The organism is Dyadobacter flavalbus, from assembly GCF_006149045.1.
Lineage (GTDB): Bacteria > Bacteroidota > Bacteroidia > Cytophagales > Spirosomataceae > Dyadobacter > Dyadobacter flavalbus.
Map to the genome: position 1 here is coordinate 123,216 of NZ_VBSN01000059.1, position 19,195 is coordinate 142,410.

Consider the following 19,195-nt stretch of genomic DNA (forward strand, 5'->3'; position numbering starts at 1 on the left):
ATGCGTTTTGGGTTTCCGACATGTTGATAAAATATTTAATCCCATAAAATTATTTCACAATCATTGATTCAAAACACTTAGAATAACAGCACACGCTTCGGTAATCTGTTCTTCTGAAATGGTGAGCGGCGGTGCGATCCGCATGGCATTGTCGCAAAATAAAAACCAGTCTATAACCACACCCTTTTCAATGCATTTATCAATTGTATCTTTTAAAACTTCAAAGGAATCCATTTGGGCTGCAAGCATAAGTCCTTTTCCTCTTACTTCACTGATTTTGGGGTGAACAAGCAGGGATTTGAAAAGCGCACCTTTTTCAATGGCTTTTGCTGCAAGGTTTTCTTCCAGCGTTACATTCAGGGCAGCGAGTGAAGACGCGCAGCTTACCGGATGGCCGCCGAAAGTGGTAATATGTCCAAGAATGGGTCTGGATTTTAAAACCTGCATGATATCATGCGAAGCCATAAACGCACCGATCGGCATACCGCCGCCCATTCCTTTGGCACTTAACAGAATATCAGGGTAAAAACCGAATTGCTCAAACGCCCAGAAACTGCCTGTTCGTCCGAATCCTGTCTGGATTTCATCCACGATCAGCAACGTGCCGGTTTGAGTACATTTTTCACGCAATGCCGGAAAATACGCATCAGAAGGAACTCTCACACCCGATTCGCCGCCAATTACTTCAATGACAACGGCTGCTGTTTTTTCACTGATTTTTTCAATATCCGGTAAATACCCGTGCCTGATATGTTTGATTCCCGGAAGCAGCGGACGAAAGCTGTTTTTTAAGAACTCGGCGCCTGCAAGGCTCAGTGCGCCTTGCGTTGCGCCGTGATAGGCATTGTAGCAGGAAATAAATTCCGAACGTCTGGTAAAACGCTTGGCCAGTTTCATGGCGCCTTCTACCGCTTCGGTACCCGAATTGGTAAAATAAACATTGTTAATGGCTCCAAACGGCGACAAAGTTGCCTGTGCAAGATGCAACGTATTGGCCAGCGATGCGGCAAGCTGAACTTGTGAACTTTGTACAAATTCGCCGTAAACCAGCAAATGCATGTGTTTATCAAGCTGATTGTGAATGGCTTCAATTACTTTCGGATGTCTGTGGCCGACATTGCTGACGGCAATTCCGGAGATAAGGTCCATGTACCGCTTGCCATCCGGACTGTACATGTAAATGCCTTCGGCTTTATCAATTTCCAGTGCCAGCGGATAATCAGAAGTTTGAGCTAGGTGATCAAAAAAATGCTGGCGATGTGTAATGTGCATGATGTTACTTTTCAAAAAATGTAGCGCTTCCTCCGACCCAGGTGAAGTTTTTGTTATAATCCACACCAATCATTTCTCCACGACTCAAACGGCTTAAACTAATCAGTAATTCAGGTTTTTCTGCGGAATCGTTCCAGCCGTACATCATCCTGATCTCGCATTTAACCAGTCCGTCCGGAGCCTGGATAACCGGTTCGTAGTTTACTTTTCTCTGCAGAATATAATTTTCAGGGTCCGGGATGGTTTTGAGCAGTTCTTCCGAAACATGCAGCTGAACACCCGAACCGGCAAAGGAAAACAATGGTTTCAACACATAATTTTCAAGATCAGCAGGATAATGGCCGTTGAAATTGCTTACAAAATCGGTTTTCGGCACAAAACTGCTTTTCAGGAACGGCAAGGCAAATTTACTGATCCGGTAAAACCAGTTGGGATGGCCGACCCATTTCACGTCGACATCATCAGTAAAGTGATAGCTGGTTTCCAGACCGGAATATTTCTTCAGATCATCAAAAATCAGGCGGTTATAAATCCTTTTGACCTGAATTTTTCTGCCGTTATCTTCATAATACAACTTTCTTCCTTCGCGGATCAGTTTGGTATAACAAACGGCTTTGACGCCCAGCATTTGCTCCGTAATGGCAAAATCAATGCGCGTTTTCTGCTTTTCGGGAAAAATTTCAAGCAAAATAACCTGTTCAGGATTATCGCCGGCAACGATCAGGCTGCGGAGCTTGTTTACATATTCTTCATAAGAATCCGCACCAAAACAATAGTGGAAATCGGCAGGAATATCAAAGTATTTACGAAACAGTTCAGACAAGTAAGCCTGATAACCAAATATGGAGGGAAAGCCTTGTAACTCAATCAACTGAGGATGCAATTCTCCGGATTCGTTCCTGCAGACTGCAAAATCAATGGCCAGAAAAGAAGTATGCGCGTTTTCATTCGGCACCGATTCATTTTCAGGAACCGCACGGTCCGTTTTCTCCTTGAAATCCGGCGACAGCAGCGAATCAATAATTTCTCCGGAAGCCTGAATGATTTTGTTTTTTAGCTCAGCCGGAATGAAAACAGGCGTTTCTGCTATCCGGAAATCAAGCTGTCCGGGAAAATCGACTTCAAAAGCTTTCAGGAACTCCTGATATTTGTTTTCTGTAAATGATTGATTGTAAGCTTCGCGTGCTTCTTTTTGCATGTTAAATGCTGGATTTGATTACTATGTTTAGGCTAAATCTGCTGTTACTGCCTGCGTAAAAGTTTTCTGGTAAGCATTCTTCAGAAAGGACGGAATGATAACTGCTTCTGTCCGCATGATTTTTTCGGAATCATTCAGATTACGGATCATGTCATTGTATTTGGCTTCACCGTAATTGGCAATTATACTTGTTTTTTTATCTTCTCTAAGAAAATAACGGAGCATTCCTTCGGCATCTGCTTCGGGATGAAACTGCGTTCCGACAATTTCATTGCTGAACCGGATCGCCATAACGGCGCGTTCAAGCGGGACATGCGGACGGATTTTTTCAAGGCAAAGCAGCTTGGCACCCATGCTTTCAAACATTTGCTGATTCGGCTGCGTCACCTGAAAATCCCTTGAATCGACGATATAAAAAGGGTCTTCAAGTGCGTTCAGAAGCGGATCTTTTCTGCCCGAAAGCGTTTTATGCACGGGAAAAGTACCGAATGACGTTTTTCTTCTTTTACTCACCGCCGCAAGCTGCCAGTGAATGCATGCCATCTGAAAAGAATGACAAATCAGAAACAGATGTTTTTTGGTGCGGTTGCGGCGATTTTGGTTAAAATGCAGAAGCTGGTCCAGAAAACTGAAGAACTTTCGTTCCCAGGCTTCCCCGACAGGTGCCGGATTTCCGGGCCCGCCGGTTGAAATGTAAGCATCGAATTCCATTCCCGGAACTTCAAGCTTCTGGCGTACGTCGAAAATGGTATAAGTTACAGGAATGGCTTCCTGTTCACCGAATGCCGTAATGATCTTTTTGATGCAGCGCATTCCTTCATTGTCCACCCCGCTGTACATGTCGAGGATTGCAATATGGAAATGTTTATGATTCGTGTTCATTTTATAATAGCTGAATACAATGCACTCAGCTTTTAGTTTTAAGAAAGTGTAAATTAAGTTAACATATTTACTGTCAATAAATTCACACTCAAATTGAATTTTAATACAACCCGACCTTGGTTTCGGAAACAATGTAATCCACAACGGCGCTCATATTTCCGGTTTGTTCAAATACGGCAAGCTGGCGGTCTGCACCGGTTCCCATTCGCATGATCTCGTGAATGTAACTTATTTCATGTCTGCTGCCGAGTTCATCTACAACATCGTCAATAAATTCCAGCAGTTCTTCCACCAGAATACTGTACTCGACTTCCTCCTGTTTACCAAAATCAATGAGTTTGCCGTGAATGCCATACCGTGCGGCGCGCCATTTGTTTTCATTGATCAGCATCCGGTGATAGGGCCGGAAGCTGAGGTTCATGCGGTGCAGTTTATGGATTTTGGCTACAAGCGCCTGCATAATGGCGGCCAGGCAAATGGTTTCGTCCGTTCGCATGGGCACATCGCACATGCGGAATTCAATGGTATTGAAAAACGGGTGAAGCCGGATATCCCACCAGATTTTCTTGCCGTTGTCAATGCATTTGGTCTTGATCAGCAATGCGACATATTCATCGTATTCCGAAGCACTTGCAAAAAAGTCCGGGATTCCGGTTCTCGGAAATTTATCAAAAACCTTGGAACGGTAGGATTTGAAACCGGTATTTCTGCCGCACCAGAAAGGCGAGTTGGTCGACAATGCATAAATATGCGGCAGAAAATACCGCACGGCGTTCATGATTTCGATGCCTTCGTTCCGGCTTTCAATCCCGACATGCACATGCAGACCGAAAATGAGATTTCCGCGAGCTACATCACGCATTTCGTCAATAATCTCATCATAGCGCGGATCCGGCGTAATGAGCTGTTCCACCCAGTCGGCAAAAGGATGCGTTCCGGCTGCGGCGACCTGCAGATTCTGTTTTTCCGCAAGGTCCAGAATCATTTTCCTTAAATAAGTGACCTCTTCACGCGCTTCCTGAATATTATGGCAGATATTTGTCCCTACTTCCACAACCGCCTGATGCATTTCTGCTTTTACTCTTTCCTTAAGTGTGATTTTCCCGTCCTCCACAAGTTTGGACATATGCGACCGCAGATTGCGCGTAACGGGATCAATGGTCTGAAATTCTTCTTCAATTCCCAGAGTGAAAGTTGCCATAATAAAAAGCTGCGCTGAAATGATTGGTTAAGATTTATCCAATTTGGAATTTTTGGCCGGCGCTTTGGTTGCAGCCGCTTTTTTGGTTGGTATTTTGGGAGCCGGTTCCAGGATTGTTTCAAATCCTTTGTCTTCAACCGGCTTCAGTGCTTTTTTAGGCGCGACAGATTTTACTTTAACTTCCTTTGCAGACGTAACCGGTGCAGCTGGCGCAGACGGTACCGATGCAGGTTCGGCAGCCATCTGCGGCGTACCGATTGCATCTTTTACAAATGTTCCCCACGTCAGGTTTGATTGTCCGGGAACATGCTTTTGAGCACGTTCAATGGCCATGTTTGCCGCAGCTTCCACAACCCATTCAAAATTGTCGGGTCCGACGGAATAAATGTCTGCGTCCGGCGCAGGATTACAGAAATCAATGGCAACCGGAATGCCGTCGCGTACTGCAAATTCGACGGTATTGAAGTCGTAACCCAAGGCAACGTTCAGCTTTAAAGTGTAGTCACGAACCGTTTCCAGCAACTTTTCTCTTTCTTCACCCGTGGCTTTTATTTCGGCAGCATACCTCAGATGATGCGGATTTCTGGGCTCGTAAGGCATAATGAGCACATCTTTCTGCCCGATGCAGTAGCAGCGGAAATAATCGTCAAAGACAACTTCTTCCTGCAACATCATAACAAGATGTCCGGTTTCCTGGTGTTTGTGCCACATATCCTGCGGGTTCACGACTTTATAAACGCTTTTCCAGCCTCCGCCGTCATGTGGTTTCATGTATGCCGGAAAACCTACATACTGGAATATTTCTTCCCAGGCCATCGGATACGCAAGGTTGCGGAAAGAGGTTTCGGAAGTATTTTCAGGACGTTCCCTTGAAGGCAGCAGTACGGTCTTCGGAACCGGAACCCCGATTTTCTCGGCGAGTGCATTATTGAAAAACTTTTCATCAGCGCTCCACCAGAACGGATTATTGATTACAGCAGTCCCGGACAAAGCTGCATTTTTGAGGTATGCTCTGTAAAAGGGCACATCTTGTGAAATACGGTCAATGATAACGGCATATTCCGTGGGATCGGCCTGAACAACTTTGTCAATGGATACAGCTTCTGCAATAATGCCGTCCACTGCTTTACTGTTCACTCTTTCAATAAAAGCGTTCGGAAACGTATTTTCCATTCCAAACAATATTCCAATTTTTTTCATACTATATTACTGTTATGTTTAAGCCAGCATTTTCATTTTTTAACGGAAATATCTGTAAATACGGATTTACATAATACGGGATAAGTAATCCGGAAACATTTTGTGCCAGAGCGGCCAGTCATGCTTTTCCCAGCCGCGCACATCCAGCCAGTGGTCAATTCCGTTGTTGCTGAGAATGCCTGACATTTTCAAATTGCTGTCCAGACAAATATCCCAGTCTGATGTTCCGAGCACGATTTTCATATGCCCGTACCGCCAGCCCTGTTCATTCGGCATAAAATCAACCGGATTATTGAAATAAACCGTATCGTCGTAAAATCCGTCGGTAAAGCTCCTGATGTCAAATGCACCGCTCATGCTGATCAGATAGGCGACCATGTCCGGATGACGGAAGGCATAATTGGCAGCATGAAAGCCTCCGAAGCTGCATCCGGCAACCCCGATTTTATCGACTTTGCATTCATTTTTGATAAAAGGAACCAGTTCGTTGTTCAGGAACTTGTCGTACTGAATATGGTTCAGGACCCGGTATTGCGGGTTGAGATGCTTTGCATACCAGGAATCTGCATCAATGGAATCTACACAGTAAAGCTTGTATTTCCCGGATTCAATCTGCATGCGTACACTTTCGGTCAGGCCCATGTCCTTAGCCTGATAAAACCGCCCGAGCGTTGTCGGAAAAAGCAGAATCGGATAGCCCCAGCTTCCGTAAACAAGCAAATCAACGTTTCTGTCGAGATGATGAGAATAATATTTAATGTGCTTCTCTTCCAATATGTGTCAAATTTTACAGAATACGACGATAAATGAAATATACAAAACAAATCATAGGAAGCAAATTAATAACTTGCCGTCCGTTTTTCAAGTATCATTAACCGGCCAGTGCGTTTGAATTCTTCTGAACAGCAAATCTTATTCCAGCATAAATGCCTGTATTCTTTTTTTCTGGAAAGGGAAATGGCGATTTCCGTTTTTCTTCCTTTTGAATATAACCCGTCTGAAAGCTATCCTTTGCTGCTGTTCAACGACGGTCAGGATTTCGGGGCGCTGCACATGCATGAAATCCTGAACCGGATGCAGGCGGAAAACCGGATGACTCCGGTGCTTGTCGCAGGGATTCATGCCGGGCCGGAAAGGATATTTGAATACGGAACGGCTTTGATGTCCGATTATGCCGGGCGGGGCAACAAAGCGCAGGCAACTACGGACTTTGTTTTGCAGGAACTGCTTCCGTATCTGAACGAAAATTACAGTGTAAGATTATCGGAAGTAACATACGCCGGGTTTTCGCTCGGCGGATTAATGGCGCTGGATATGGCGTGGAACCATTCCGGTATTTTCTCGAAAGCCGGCGTATTTTCGGGTGCGTTATGGTGGCGGCAGAAAGCACTGCACGAAGGTTACAGTGATGCCGACCGCATTATGCATGCGCAGATCAGAAACACTGCATTAAAACCTGAACTGAAAATCTGGTTTCAATGCGGGTCGCTGGATGAATATGATGACCGTGATAATGACGGCGTCATTGATTCCATTCAGGATACGCTGGAATGCATTTCAGAACTGGAAAGAAAAGGCTTTGTCTGGCAAAAAGATGTGTTTTATACAGAAGTGGAACTCGGGGAACATAACCAGAAAACCTGGTCAGCGGTTCTGCCCGAGTTTTTGCAATGGGCTTTTGGAAAGGAAAACCGGTAATCAGCAATCAGCCAGAAACGCCATCGTATCCACGGCATCCGCGTAATCAAAAAGGCCGGGACTCTGTGCTTTGCCGAAATCCACGGTTTGCGGCAGAGCCGGATTGCTGCTTCCGACAATGCACTGGATTTTTTCCGAAGATGCTGCAAGTTTTTCCTTTACATCTTCAATAGAGCGGTAAGTTTCATAATGCAGCACGCTTATTGCCGACACAAGCACTTCACTTTCTCTGAGTAACAGGAATCCGTTATCATAATGCGGAACGGCGTTTACAAGAAAAATGGACTTGTTATAATCGTAATTATTGAAGTATTTATGATGATGCAGGTATAATTTATCCGTAGGCTGAATGGCTTCATAAAACCTGGTAAAATCATATTCTGCTGGAACATACAACTTGGAAACATTGCGGCAGCCAAGACCAAAATACTGTAAAACGTCACGGCCGAGTGCACTCAGTTCTGCTTCGGTTTCGTTCCCGGTCAGTACGGCAACAGAAGTCCGGTTTTTACGGATAATGTGCGGTTTTTTGGCAAAATAATAGTGAAAATAGCGTGCGGTATTGTCACTTCCCGTGGCGATGAAAGCATCCGCATCATTCAGGCGTTCCACAAAGCGGATGTAATCTTCAAATGCGGGTTCCAGATCAGTCAGTTTGTTCAGGATGGCATTGATCAGTACAAAATCGTCCGAACTCGGTTTGGCCAGCAGAATGTGTCCGCTGATGAGTACACATAGCGCGTCCTGAAAACCTACGGCAGGAATATTTCCGGCCATGACAATGCCGATTTTTTTTGCCGATTCGGGTTCCGGATATTGCGAAGCCCATTGCGTCAGCTTGTCTTCATCCAGATATTGTGAAGCAATTGCATTCAGCGACTGCGCAGTATTTTCAGGCGTAAACCAGTTGTTCTTGCTTTTGGCATGATCAATCCAGTTTTCGATGACAGATGAATTTTGCGGGTTACTGATGAATTTTCCGAGCTTTACAAAGGCATTTATTCGTTGGTTTCTTGATATCATTATAGGGTAACTCTGAATTGTTTAATTAAAAACGGCATGTTAAATTTTGTGATTGCCGGGAAACTATAAATATTTATATTTGTTATTCTAAACAGAAGAAATAGCAACAAATATAAACAATCCGGCGACTATGGCTATAATGATAACCGATGAATGCATAAATTGTGGGGCGTGCGAGCCAGAATGCCCGAATACGGCAATTTATGAAGGAGGCGTGGAATGGACCTGGGGAGATGGAACAAGTTTGGATGAAGTTGATTTTGGTGAAGGAACCGTTGTCAGCGGTAAAGAAAAACAATCTCCGGTATCTGACGAGTTCTACTATATAGTTTCAGATAAATGTACCGAATGCGTCGGTTTTCATGAAGAACCGCAATGTGCGGCTGTTTGCCCGGTAGATTGCTGTGTTCCCGATCCGGATAATGAAGAAGAAGAAGATACGCTGCTTGCCAAGAAAGCATGGATGCACGGTGAATAAAACCTGCTGAACAATCAAGATTTTAAAGCCTGCTGATCAGCAGGCTTTTTTTTTGCCCTCAGCTTCCGGAAATGTAAATAAATTAATAAAATTTCTTAATAACTGGTAGCTGTCATTTGTAATAATATTTTGTTTTGGTTACAAAATACAAAATATTAATTTCTGTATGTAATCAGGTGATTTTTGCTTATTTTAGTTTTATAGACATAAAAAAGAGTAAAAAACCATGATTTTTAGAGGAAAACACATTAATTCTGTTCTTTATATTTGAAAAATATAATTTAAGTACAATATTTGATCTGATAATCCTGCCGGAGCGTAATATTAACTTAAACAGAATATAATTATGAGAAAAGTCTATTGTACAGAATTATCTTTGATGTTTCCCTTACTTGGTTTTGCCAAGACAGAGGAAGACAAAAAAGCAATTAAAGCAGATACGACAGTAGTAGTGGAGGTAAAGGAAGATGAAGAAGCCAAAGGTGCATTTGCCTTTACAGGTTACCTGGACTCCTATTATATGGCCAACTTCAACAAGCCCGCTTCACGTTCCAATATGGGTGTTGCAGGAACAGCGCGGGTTTTTGACCGCAAAGCCGGCCAGTTTTCACTCGGACTTGTTCAGGCAAGAGTTGCATATGCAAACGCTAAATCGGAAGCAGTAGTAGACCTTACTTTCGGCCCCAACGCAGATTACGGCAATTATGGAAATGTGCTGAGCCCGATGGATGGCATCAGTACAAGTACGGCGCTTGCGATCAAACAGGCCTATTTTACTTATAAATTCACAGACAAGTTTTCCATGACCGCGGGCCAGTTCGGAACGCATATTGGTTATGAAGTCATTGATGCCCCAGCCAATTTCAACTATTCGCTTTCCAATCTTTTTAACAATGGCCCGTTTTATCATGCGGGTGTGAAGGCGACCTATGCTTTTACCGACAAGGCATCTTTAATGCTCGGTGTTGTAAACAATGTAGACGGACTCGGCGATAACAACCGCAAAAAGGGAATTATCGGACAGTTTTATTTTTCTCCTGCAAGCAACTGGAACGTTTACCTGAATTTCATTAACAGCAATGAAGCCAATCCGGACACCGCCGGTAACCAGCCGGATGCGCATTACCGCCTTTTTGATATTACAACCAGTTACCAGATCACTGAAAAGTTCCTGCTGGGTCTGAATGCCGCTTACGGTTCGCAAAAAGGAGATTATCAGGGGTACGGCGGACCTGCTGATGCACAAACCTGGGGCGGCGTAGCGGTTTATGCCAATACGGCTCTTACGGATCATTTCGGGATCGGGGCACGTTATGAATACTTTAACAATGACAACGGCGTACGCGGACTGGTTACAGGTTCGGGTGCCGGAACAAGCGTAAATTCAGTAACCCTGACAGGAAACATCAGCCTTGCAGACGGACACATTCTGTTGAAACCGGAATTCCGTCTGGATGCATATCCAAAAGTTAACGGATCAGGAGAAGTTCAGCAGTTTCAGGATTCCAAAGGATTTTATACCAAAAACAGCCAGACCACATTCGGACTCGCATTTATCTACAAATTTTAATCATATACCTTCTTAATCTATTATTATAATAACAATTTACTACAATGAAAAAACGTAATTTAGTTCCACTAATTATTCTTCTCGTAATCAGCATGTTAGGTGCATTTGCGGGAGATGTCCCCACCAAGATTGTTACTGAAGGCATCAATTCAGGCGACACTGCGTGGCTGCTTGTTTCAGCTGCACTTGTATTGTTGATGACTCCGGGACTTGCTTACTTTTACGGAGGTATGGTCAATAACAAAAACGTTATTTCCACCATGCTCCAGAGTTTTATTGCAATGGGTGTCATCAGTGTACTTTGGGTTGTAATCGGTTTCAGCCTTGCGTTTGGTGATGACATCGGCGGTTTTGTCGGCAGTCCGACGACACACTTCATGTTCAAAGGCGTTCTGGACGGGCCGGTTTTCGGAACCATTCCTTTCGCTTTGTTTGCCATGTTCCAGATGAAGTTCGCGGTAATCACGCCGGCACTCGTTACAGGTTCAATGGCCGAACGTATCAATTTCCGCTCCTATGTATTGTTTATAATTCTCTTTTGTATCTTCATTTACTCGCCACTGGCGCACATGACATGGCATGCAGAAGGCATTCTTTTCAAAATGGGCGTACTTGACTTTGCCGGCGGAACGGTTGTACATATGTCTGCTGGCTGGGCTGCACTCGCCGGTGCACTTTACCTGAAAAGACGCAGATCTTTAATGGAAGATCATGTATTGCCGCCTGCAAACATTCCGTTTGTACTGCTTGGAACAGGTTTGCTATGGTTTGGTTGGTTCGGTTTCAATGCAGGTTCCGCACTATCTGCTTCTCCGCTTGCCGTTTCCGCTTTTGCAACAACAAATACAGCTGCCGGCGCCGCTGGTCTGGCGTGGGTGTTGTTTGACGTGGCAAGAGGTAAAAAAGTATCCGCACTTGGTTTTTGCATCGGGGCAGTTGTTGGTCTGGTTGCCATTACGCCTGCTGCGGGTTTTGTAACCGTTCCTGCCGCATTATTTATCGGAACAATTGCAGCGGTAATCAGTAATTATATAGCTCACCTGCGCACCCGTTCCACACTGGATGACACGCTGGACGTATTTCCATGCCACGGAGTTGGCGGTATGGTCGGTATGCTGATGACAGGCGTTTTCGCGACAAGCGGCGTTAATGGACTGGTTACAGATCAGGGACTTGCATTTGGAGAAACTACTTTGTTCATCAATCACGTAATTGCATTGGTCGGCGTTTCGGTATTTGCGTTTGTCGGATCACTGGCATTGCTTAAAATTACAGACCTGATCCTGCCGCTTCGTGTTTCTGAAATGGACGAAAAAGCAGGTCTGGATATCAGCCAGCATGATGAGTTTCTTGTAGAAGCCTAATTTACTTGACGTTAAATGCAGAAAGCCCGGATTTTCCGGGCTTTCTGCATTTAATAACCAATTGAAAATCGTATCAGTAATCAGGCCTTTATGCATGGAAAAGCACTTCGTCCACTTCCTGAACTTCCATCAATCCGTTTTCATTCAGGCTGCTGTAAAGCACTTCCTTGGTTTCATTGATCAGCAAAGGATCATATTTGACGGCAACGCGGATGTAATTTTCTGTAAACCCGAGCATCTGGCCGTTTTCAACTTCATCCTCAAAAAGTACGGTCCCTTTTTTATTGATTTGATTTTCATAGAAATGGCGCTTCTTCTTTTCAGACAGAATGTGAAGCATTTTTGAACGTTCACTTCTTACTGCTTTGGGGACAACCGGGCGAATGGCCAGTGCAGCCGTATTTTCTCTTTCCGAATAAGTGAAAACATGCAGATAGGAAATGTCCAGTTCGTTCAGGAACCTGTAACTTTCTTCAAAATATTCCTGCGTTTCGCCGGCATGCCCGACAATTACATCCACACCGATGCAACAATCCGGCATGAGTGATTTTATTTTGGCAATTCGTTCGGCATACAGTTCACGTTTGTAACGTCGCTTCATCAGTCCCAGCACTTTGTTAGAGCCCGATTGCAGCGGAATGTGAAAATGCGGTGCAAAACGTCTGGACTGCGCTACAAATTCAATGATCTGGTCCGTCAGCAAATTGGGTTCAATGGAAGAAATCCGGAAACGTTCAATGCCTTCCACTTCGTCCAGAGCTTTCACAAGATCCAGGAATGTTTCTTTCCGTTCACCTCCATGCAGGCCAAAATCCCCGATGTTAACGCCGGTAAGTACAATTTCCTTCACATTGCGCTCAGCAATTTCACGGGCCGCTTTTACAATATTTTCAATCGTATCGGAACGGCTCTTTCCGCGCGCCAGCGGAATGGTACAGTAAGAACACGGATAATCACAGCCGTCCTGTACTTTCAGAAATGTACGCGTGCGGTCGTTTAAAGAATAGGAAGTATGGTAATCAACAGCATTGTCGATATGCGAGGCAAGAACCTGCGCGGCTTGGCCGGAAGGCGTTTTTTCGAATGTCTCGATCAGATCGGCCAGACGAAATTTTTCAGCAGCACCCAGAACCGCGTCAACGCCCGGAATTTCTGAAATTTCCTTTGGTTTCAGCTGTGCATAGCAGCCGATAATGGCCACATAGCCGTCCGGATTGATCTTTTGTGCCTCTCTTACAATCTTGCGGCATTTTTTATCTGCATTTTCGGTAACAGAACACGTATTGATTATAAAAATATCGGGCGACTCGTTGAATTCAACTTTGGAATATCCTTTCTGTTCAAACATTCTTGCAATGGAAGAACTTTCGGAATAATTGAGTTTGCAGCCTAATGTATAAAAAGCGACTTTTTTCATTGTTTTCAAATATTCTGCAAAATTACATCTTTTATAATCAACGCTTTAAATAATCCGTAAAAGAAGCTTGCAAATAAGCTTTTCCCAAAGCTTCTTCGGACTTCCCCGGTTTCCCATTTTCTTCGGTAATATTCCCTCCGAGGTTGTCACGCACCAGAAAACCGGCCGGCATCATCCAGCCCAGCCCGTTATTAAACGCGAAATAGGCAAACGGAATCCTGTTTTTACGAAAAATATCATTGCTCCACATAAACCCGGTAGAAGGCAAACCAAACTGGTTCAGCAAAGTGGCGGCCAGGTCCGTTTGGGAAGCCAATGTATCAATCCTTGTATTCCTTTTTTCCAGCACGCCGCCGAGCCACAGCATCGGAATATGAAATTCACTGGGTTTCGTTTTCTGCGTTTCCGGCATCGGATGGCCATGGTCCGCAATGATGACGACAAGCGTATTTTTCCACCACGGTTTCTTTTTGGCCTGTTCAATAAACCGGCCGATGGATGCGTCGGTATAATGATGCGCATTCAGGAAAAGGTGTTCGGGGTCGTTGCCTTCAATAACCGTTTTTACCGGAACTTCAAAAGGTTCGTGGCTGCTCAGCGTAAAAAGCGTTGAAAAGAACGGCTGCTTCTGCGTGTCGAGATCGCTCAGCAGGCGGTTTAAAACAACATGATCGTGCGCACCCCATTTGGAATTCATTTCCGATTCGTCAAAGCTTTCCTTGTCCGTGATTTTATCAAAACCCTGCTGAAGAAAATAGGATTTCATATTCGCAAACTCCGTTTCGCCGCCGTAATAAAATGAAGTGTTCCAGCCGCTTCTGTGAAATACGCCGGGCAAAGACGGAAGTGTAACGGTCTTTTTCGGTATTTTGATAATCGAAGTAGTGGGCTGCGCCGGGTAACCGCTGAGAATGGCGACCATTCCTTTGTCACTGCGGTTGCCGCTTGCATAGATGTTTGTAAACAAAATTCCTTCCTTCGACAATCTTTCAAATTCCGGCGTAACATTTTTCATGCCGTCCAGATTGCCGGCGACTTTGGCCGTAAAACTTTCCCAGATAATGAGAATGATATTCACATCTTTTCCGGTTCTGATAATTTTTTCAGTTTCCCCGCCGGCGCCGTACAAGGAAGAAACCATTTTTTCTGCTTCATTTTCCTTGAAGTAAACAAATGGGTTTTTCGTACTGTATGTAGCGTTTATAACCGAGCTCATGAAATTCCAAGGCACGTTCACAGCCGCATAGTTTGCAAAGCTTTTGTTGCTGAAAAAAACCGCGCTTTCATTCATCGGAGCAAGCTGAAATCCTCCGCGGATCGGAACAATAAGGCTGGCTGTCAGGAGAATAAATGCAGGAATCGTGAAGTAAAAGCCGGACCGTTCAAATGCACTTACACTTCTGCGGATGACGGTTGTTAAAAGACTTGAAATAAGCACAAAGATGAATGCAAACAAAAGCACAAGCGGAAATACGGGCGCAGCGCCCATGGATGCAAACGCTTCAGTCGGCGTTTTGAGATACTGCAGAATGGAACCTTCGATCCGGAATCCCCACGCACGAAAAAGTTCGAGATCGGCAACGGCAAGCAATGTAATCAGAAACGAAATGACGATGCTGTAAACAATGGCTGTTTTTTTATACCAGTTCCACTTTCCTGCGGTGAATGCAATGAGCAAGGCCGGTATCACCAGAATGTATGCGGCAAAAGAAATGTCCATTCTCAAACCGTGAAAAGCGCTGCTGACCCATAAAGAGGACGAAAGTTCAAGCGCTTTTTTGTAATGATAGGCAAAGAATATAACCCGCAGAAACTGAAAGAAGACAATCCAGGTCAATCCGTATATAAAAAGGAACTTTAATCTTTTAATCATGGCAAATCAACGAATCTGCAAAGTTCCGAAAAATGCTTAATCAAATGATAACACAAAAGACAATAAATGAAAATGTACCGCATAATTGTTGTTCGTACGGTTAAATAAATAATTTTGAGGAGAATTAATATAAATCAATACATAATGACTTTTCGATCCAAAGCTTTTGAGATTGCTCAGGGACGTGTTTCCCCCGTTTTAACCCCTCCCGCCGAAAAAGTTGCGGACCTTTATGGAAGCAATACATTCAGTGACGATGTGATGCGGACCTTGCTTTCCGCAGAGGCTTATACAAAGATCTCGAATGCCATCCGTTCCGGTTCCACGATCGACAGGGAAGTCGCCGACGAAGTTTCCGCAGCCATGAAATCCTGGGCTATTTCCAAGGGCGCGACACATTATACACACTGGTTTCAGCCGTTAACGGGCACAACTGCCGAAAAACACGATTCATTTTTTGATCTGACGATTGACGGAAAAGCCGTAGAAAAATTTAAGGGAAGCGCATTGGTGCAGCAGGAGCCGGACGCGTCCTCTTTTCCGAGCGGAGGACTTCGTGCAACTTTTGAAGCCCGGGGCTACACCGGCTGGGACCCGAGTTCGCCGGCTTTTCTGATGGATAACGGGGCAGGAGGGAAGACGCTCTGCATTCCGTCCGTTTTTATTTCCTATACCGGCGAGGCGCTGGATTACAAGGCACCGCTGCTTCGTTCGCTGGTTATGCTGGATAAAGCTGCAACGGCCGTATGCCAGTTTTTCAACCGCGATGTAGATAAAGTGACGCCGACATTAGGCATTGAGCAGGAATATTTTCTAGTTGATAAAGCGCTTTATTATGCACGTCCGGACCTTCTGATGGCCGGCAGGACGGTTTTCGGACACAGTCCGGCACGCGGACAGCAGCTGGACGATCATTATTTCGGTTCCATTTCGCCGCGTGTAAATGCCTTTATGGTTGATTTTGAATTTGAGGCACTCAAACTAGGAATTCCGGTACGTACAAGACATAACGAAGTGGCACCGGGGCAGTTTGAATGTGCGCCGACTTTTGAAGAAATCAATCTGGCCATTGACCATAATGCCCTGTTAATGGACCTGATGCAGAAAGTCGGCGACAAACATAATTTTCAGGTGCTTTTTCATGAAAAACCATTTGCAGGAATAAATGGCAGCGGCAAGCATAATAACTGGTCACTTTCCACGGATACGGGCATCAATCTGCTTGCGCCCACGTCCAAGCCGAAGGAAAATCTGCGGTTCCTTACTTTTCTGATGAATGTGGTTAAAGCAGTACACGATCATGCGGATCTGCTCCGGGCTTCCATTTCTTCTGCGGGCAATGAACACCGTCTCGGCGCCAATGAAGCGCCGCCGTCCATTGTTTCTGTTTTCCTAGGCAAAGACCTTACGGCCATGCTGGAAGAACTCGTCAGCAAAGGCGAAATAACGCTGGAAAAAGGCGAAAATTTCTATTACAAGCTCGGCATTACGCGTATTCCGCATCTGCAGCGTGACAATACGGACCGAAACCGGACGTCTCCGTTCTGCTTTACCGGAAATAAGTTTGAATACCGCGCAGTCGGGAGTTCGCAGAACAGTGCTTCGCCAATGATTGTGCTGAACACGATTGTTGCGGCGCAATTGATGGAGTTCCGGAAAGAAATGGATGAAAGGCTTGCGGCGGGAGAAGAGAAAAAAGTAGCAACGGTTGAAATCCTGAAAAGATATTTTACCGAATCCAAAAATATACTGTTTGAAGGAAACGGCTATTCTGAAGAGTGGATTGAACTGGCGAAAAAGCGGGGTTTGAGCAACATCAGCGCAACGTACGAGGCATTGCATGCTTATATTTCAGACAAGACGGTGCATGTGTTTGAAAGAATGGGCATTCTGAGTTCGAGGGAATTGCATGCCAGGTATGAGATCGAACTTGAAAATTACATTAAAAAACTTCAGATCGAATCGCGTGTCATCGGTGATCTGGCGTTGAACCATATTGTATCGACGGTTGTAAAATACCAGTTCAAGCTGGCGCAAACGGCGCGTTCGCTGACCGATCTGGAAATGCTGGAAGAAGCGGAGCCGATCAAGGAAATCATCAAGGATATTTCTTCGCACGTCGTGATTATCAAGCGACTTGTGCATGAAATGACGGAAAGCAGGAAAACGGCAAACAGCATGGAGGATCTGCTTGAAAAAGCCAAATTCTACGGATCGGAGGTAAAAGGCTACTTCGAGAATATCCGGTATCATGTGGATAAGCTGGAATTATTGATCGATGACGAAGACTGGCCTTTGGCAAAGTACCGTGAAATGTTATTTTTGGAGTAATTTTACGGAGATTCTTTAAAACAAACTATAACAACTATTATGAATCCGGGATTTGATCCAGAAGAAATTGCCCAGCTTAAAAACGAATGCAAGGCAGAGCGGTTGAACTTTATTTATGTTGATGACGAGCTGGAAGAGGAAGAAGATGAAAACAGCGAACACGCGCATGTTCAGTTTGTCGGTTTTTACAAGGAAAAGGAAGTCATTTATGATGCCCTGATCTATACACTAAGACTGCATCATTCCACACTTGTTTATGACGCTGCGCTGGAAAGGGTACAAAAGGAAATTCCCGGCTATGTTTCCAGAGACGAAAGGACCGGAAATGAGAACATCAGCGAGGAAGACGACGAGGAAGCAGAATTGCTGCTGACCGAATTTATTGAAGAAATCGAGGAAAATGAAGAAATTACCGTTCGTGAGCACGTTGAAGTGGACGACGAATTTGAATACGGCATCGGCCTGGAAGTAGGATTGAACAAAACCGAAATCAACGAGAAAGTGATCAATGATTTCATTCTCCGTTTCAATACCGGCAGATTACAGCTTGATCCGACCTTGTATTCTTTTTCAGGAAGTGAAGACGAAGACTGATCCCGAAGTCCAAGTTGTAAAAAAAGCCACGCTAGCGTGGCTTTTTTTATAATATATCTTAAAACTTGTATTACAAAGCAGATTTAACAGTTTTAATAATACGCGCTGCCACTTTGTAAGGATCGGCAGCAGAGTTCGGACGACGGTCTTCAAGGTAGCCGTTCCATCCTTTTGCAGGAACTGTTACGGGTATACGAATGGATGCACCGCGGTCAGAAACGCCGTAGCTGAAATCATGAATACTTGCAGTTTCATGCTTTCCGGTCAGACGCAAATGGTTATCGGCACCATAAACTTCAATATGTTCTTTTACAACAGGGCGGAAAGATTCACAAACTTTATCGAATACTTCCTTGCTTCCTGCGGTTCTCAATGCTGAGTTTGAGAAATTGGCGTGCATGCCGCTTCCGTTCCAGTCAAGAGCTCCAAGCGGTTTCGGGTGCCAGTTGATTGAAACACCGTATTTTTCACCGATTCTTTCCAGCAGGTAACGTCCAAGCCAGATCTGGTCACCCGCTTCTTTTGCACCTTTTGAGAAAATCTGGAATTCCCACTGACCTGCAGCAACTTCTGCATTAATACCTTCCACGTTCAGACCGGCTTCCAGGCAGGCATCGAGGTGTTCTTCAATTATATCACGTCCAAACGCGTTTTTAGCGCCCACCGAGCAGTAATAAGGGCCTTGCGGAGCCGGATATCCGTTAGCCGGGAAGCCAAGTGGTTTGTTGGTTTCAACATCCCAAAGGAAATATTCTTGTTCGAAACCGAACCAGAAATCATTATCATCATCTTCGATTGTAGCACGGCCGTTGGACTCATGCGGAGTTCCATCAGCATTTAATACTTCACACATTACCAGATAGCCGTTTTTGCGTTGCGGATCCGGAATAATGTAAACAGGTTTTAGCAAACAGTCTGAAGAACCACCAGGAGCTTGTTCAGTGGATGAACCATCAAACGACCACATTCCGCAATCTTCCAGTTTGCCACTGAAATCATTTTCAATTTTGGTTTTGCTGCGTAAACTTTGGGTCGGCTTATAGCCATCCAACCAAATATATTCCAGCTTGGATTTTGACATAACAGTACTAAAT

16 protein-coding genes are annotated in these 19,195 nt (G+C 44.7%); 6 read left to right on the forward strand and 10 right to left on the reverse strand.

All coding sequences use genetic code 11. The features are described 5' to 3' along the window. Positions 1-60: 60 nt before the first annotated feature. The 6 genes from FEM33_RS19595 to FEM33_RS19620 form a co-directional block, all read right to left on the reverse strand. Positions 61-1,272 carry an aspartate aminotransferase family protein gene (locus tag FEM33_RS19595; RefSeq protein WP_139013692.1) on the reverse strand — a complete coding sequence of 404 codons (1,212 nt, stop codon included), beginning with the start codon at positions 1,270-1,272 and terminating at the stop codon, positions 61-63. A gap of 4 nt (positions 1,273-1,276) precedes the next feature. Then, the gene (locus FEM33_RS19600) at positions 1,277-2,470 is read right to left on the reverse strand and encodes a hypothetical protein (RefSeq protein WP_139013693.1); all 1,194 of its coding nucleotides are present in this window, start codon (positions 2,468-2,470) and stop codon (positions 1,277-1,279) included. 27 nt (positions 2,471-2,497) lie between these two features. Then, entirely contained in the window at positions 2,498-3,352 is an 855-nt protein-coding gene (locus FEM33_RS19605) for a type 1 glutamine amidotransferase (RefSeq protein WP_139013694.1), read from the reverse strand. A gap of 100 nt (positions 3,353-3,452) precedes the next feature. Next, positions 3,453-4,553, reverse strand: a complete 1,101-nt coding sequence (locus FEM33_RS19610; RefSeq protein ID WP_139013695.1) for a carboxylate-amine ligase — start codon at positions 4,551-4,553, stop codon at positions 3,453-3,455. A gap of 27 nt (positions 4,554-4,580) precedes the next feature. Next, positions 4,581-5,753 (reverse strand): ATP-grasp domain-containing protein, encoded by a 1,173-nt coding sequence (locus FEM33_RS19615; protein ID WP_139013696.1) that lies wholly within the window; start codon positions 5,751-5,753, stop codon positions 4,581-4,583. A 66-nt stretch (positions 5,754-5,819) separates the two neighbouring features. Then, a complete protein-coding gene (locus FEM33_RS19620; RefSeq protein WP_139013697.1) occupies positions 5,820-6,527 on the reverse strand; it encodes an esterase family protein in 708 nt (235 codons plus the stop codon). A 114-nt stretch (positions 6,528-6,641) separates the two neighbouring features. Here FEM33_RS19620 and FEM33_RS19625 point away from each other — a divergent pair, with 114 nt between their 5' ends. Continuing rightward, positions 6,642-7,451: an alpha/beta hydrolase gene (locus FEM33_RS19625; RefSeq protein WP_229214319.1), complete on the forward strand. Its 810-nt coding sequence runs from the start codon at positions 6,642-6,644 to the stop codon at positions 7,449-7,451. On the opposite strand, the gene FEM33_RS19630 is transcribed toward FEM33_RS19625, so the two are convergent. Continuing rightward, positions 7,452-8,474 (reverse strand): acyl-CoA reductase, encoded by a 1,023-nt coding sequence (locus FEM33_RS19630; RefSeq protein WP_201747805.1) that lies wholly within the window; start codon positions 8,472-8,474, stop codon positions 7,452-7,454. Positions 8,475-8,604: 130 nt separating this feature from the next. Here FEM33_RS19630 and FEM33_RS19635 point away from each other — a divergent pair, with 130 nt between their 5' ends. The 3 genes from FEM33_RS19635 (at position 8,605) to FEM33_RS19645 (ending at position 11,886) form a co-directional block, all read left to right on the forward strand. Further along, a complete protein-coding gene (locus tag FEM33_RS19635) occupies positions 8,605-8,952 on the forward strand; it encodes a 4Fe-4S binding protein (protein ID WP_138280399.1) in 348 nt (115 codons plus the stop codon). A gap of 346 nt (positions 8,953-9,298) precedes the next feature. Further along, positions 9,299-10,522 carry a porin gene (locus FEM33_RS19640; protein WP_374756442.1) on the forward strand — a complete coding sequence of 408 codons (1,224 nt, stop codon included), beginning with the start codon at positions 9,299-9,301 and terminating at the stop codon, positions 10,520-10,522. Positions 10,523-10,566: 44 nt separating this feature from the next. After that, positions 10,567-11,886 carry an ammonium transporter gene (locus FEM33_RS19645; RefSeq protein ID WP_139013698.1) on the forward strand — a complete coding sequence of 440 codons (1,320 nt, stop codon included), beginning with the start codon at positions 10,567-10,569 and terminating at the stop codon, positions 11,884-11,886. Between the two features lie 88 nt (positions 11,887-11,974). Here the strand turns inward: FEM33_RS19645 and mtaB are convergent, their stop codons facing one another. After that, positions 11,975-13,303, reverse strand: coding sequence for a tRNA (N(6)-L-threonylcarbamoyladenosine(37)-C(2))-methylthiotransferase MtaB (mtaB, locus tag FEM33_RS19650; protein ID WP_139013699.1), 1,329 nt, complete (start codon positions 13,301-13,303; stop codon positions 11,975-11,977). A 37-nt stretch (positions 13,304-13,340) separates the two neighbouring features. Then, the gene (locus FEM33_RS19655) at positions 13,341-15,176 is read right to left on the reverse strand and encodes an LTA synthase family protein (protein WP_139013700.1); all 1,836 of its coding nucleotides are present in this window, start codon (positions 15,174-15,176) and stop codon (positions 13,341-13,343) included. Between the two features lie 141 nt (positions 15,177-15,317). On the opposite strand from FEM33_RS19655, the gene FEM33_RS19660 reads away from it, so the two are divergent. Both FEM33_RS19660 and FEM33_RS19665 read left to right on the forward strand, forming a co-directional pair. Further along, complete coding sequence (locus FEM33_RS19660) at positions 15,318-17,507, forward strand: glutamine synthetase III family protein (RefSeq protein WP_374756443.1); 2,190 nt, start codon at positions 15,318-15,320, stop codon at positions 17,505-17,507. Between the two features lie 39 nt (positions 17,508-17,546). Next, entirely contained in the window at positions 17,547-18,101 is a 555-nt protein-coding gene (locus FEM33_RS19665; protein ID WP_139013702.1) for a hypothetical protein, read from the forward strand. Positions 18,102-18,171: 70 nt separating this feature from the next. Here FEM33_RS19665 and FEM33_RS19670 read toward each other — a convergent pair whose 3' ends face one another. Then, entirely contained in the window at positions 18,172-19,182 is a 1,011-nt protein-coding gene (locus tag FEM33_RS19670; protein ID WP_139013703.1) for a glutamine synthetase beta-grasp domain-containing protein, read from the reverse strand. Positions 19,183-19,195: the final 13 nt, after the last annotated feature.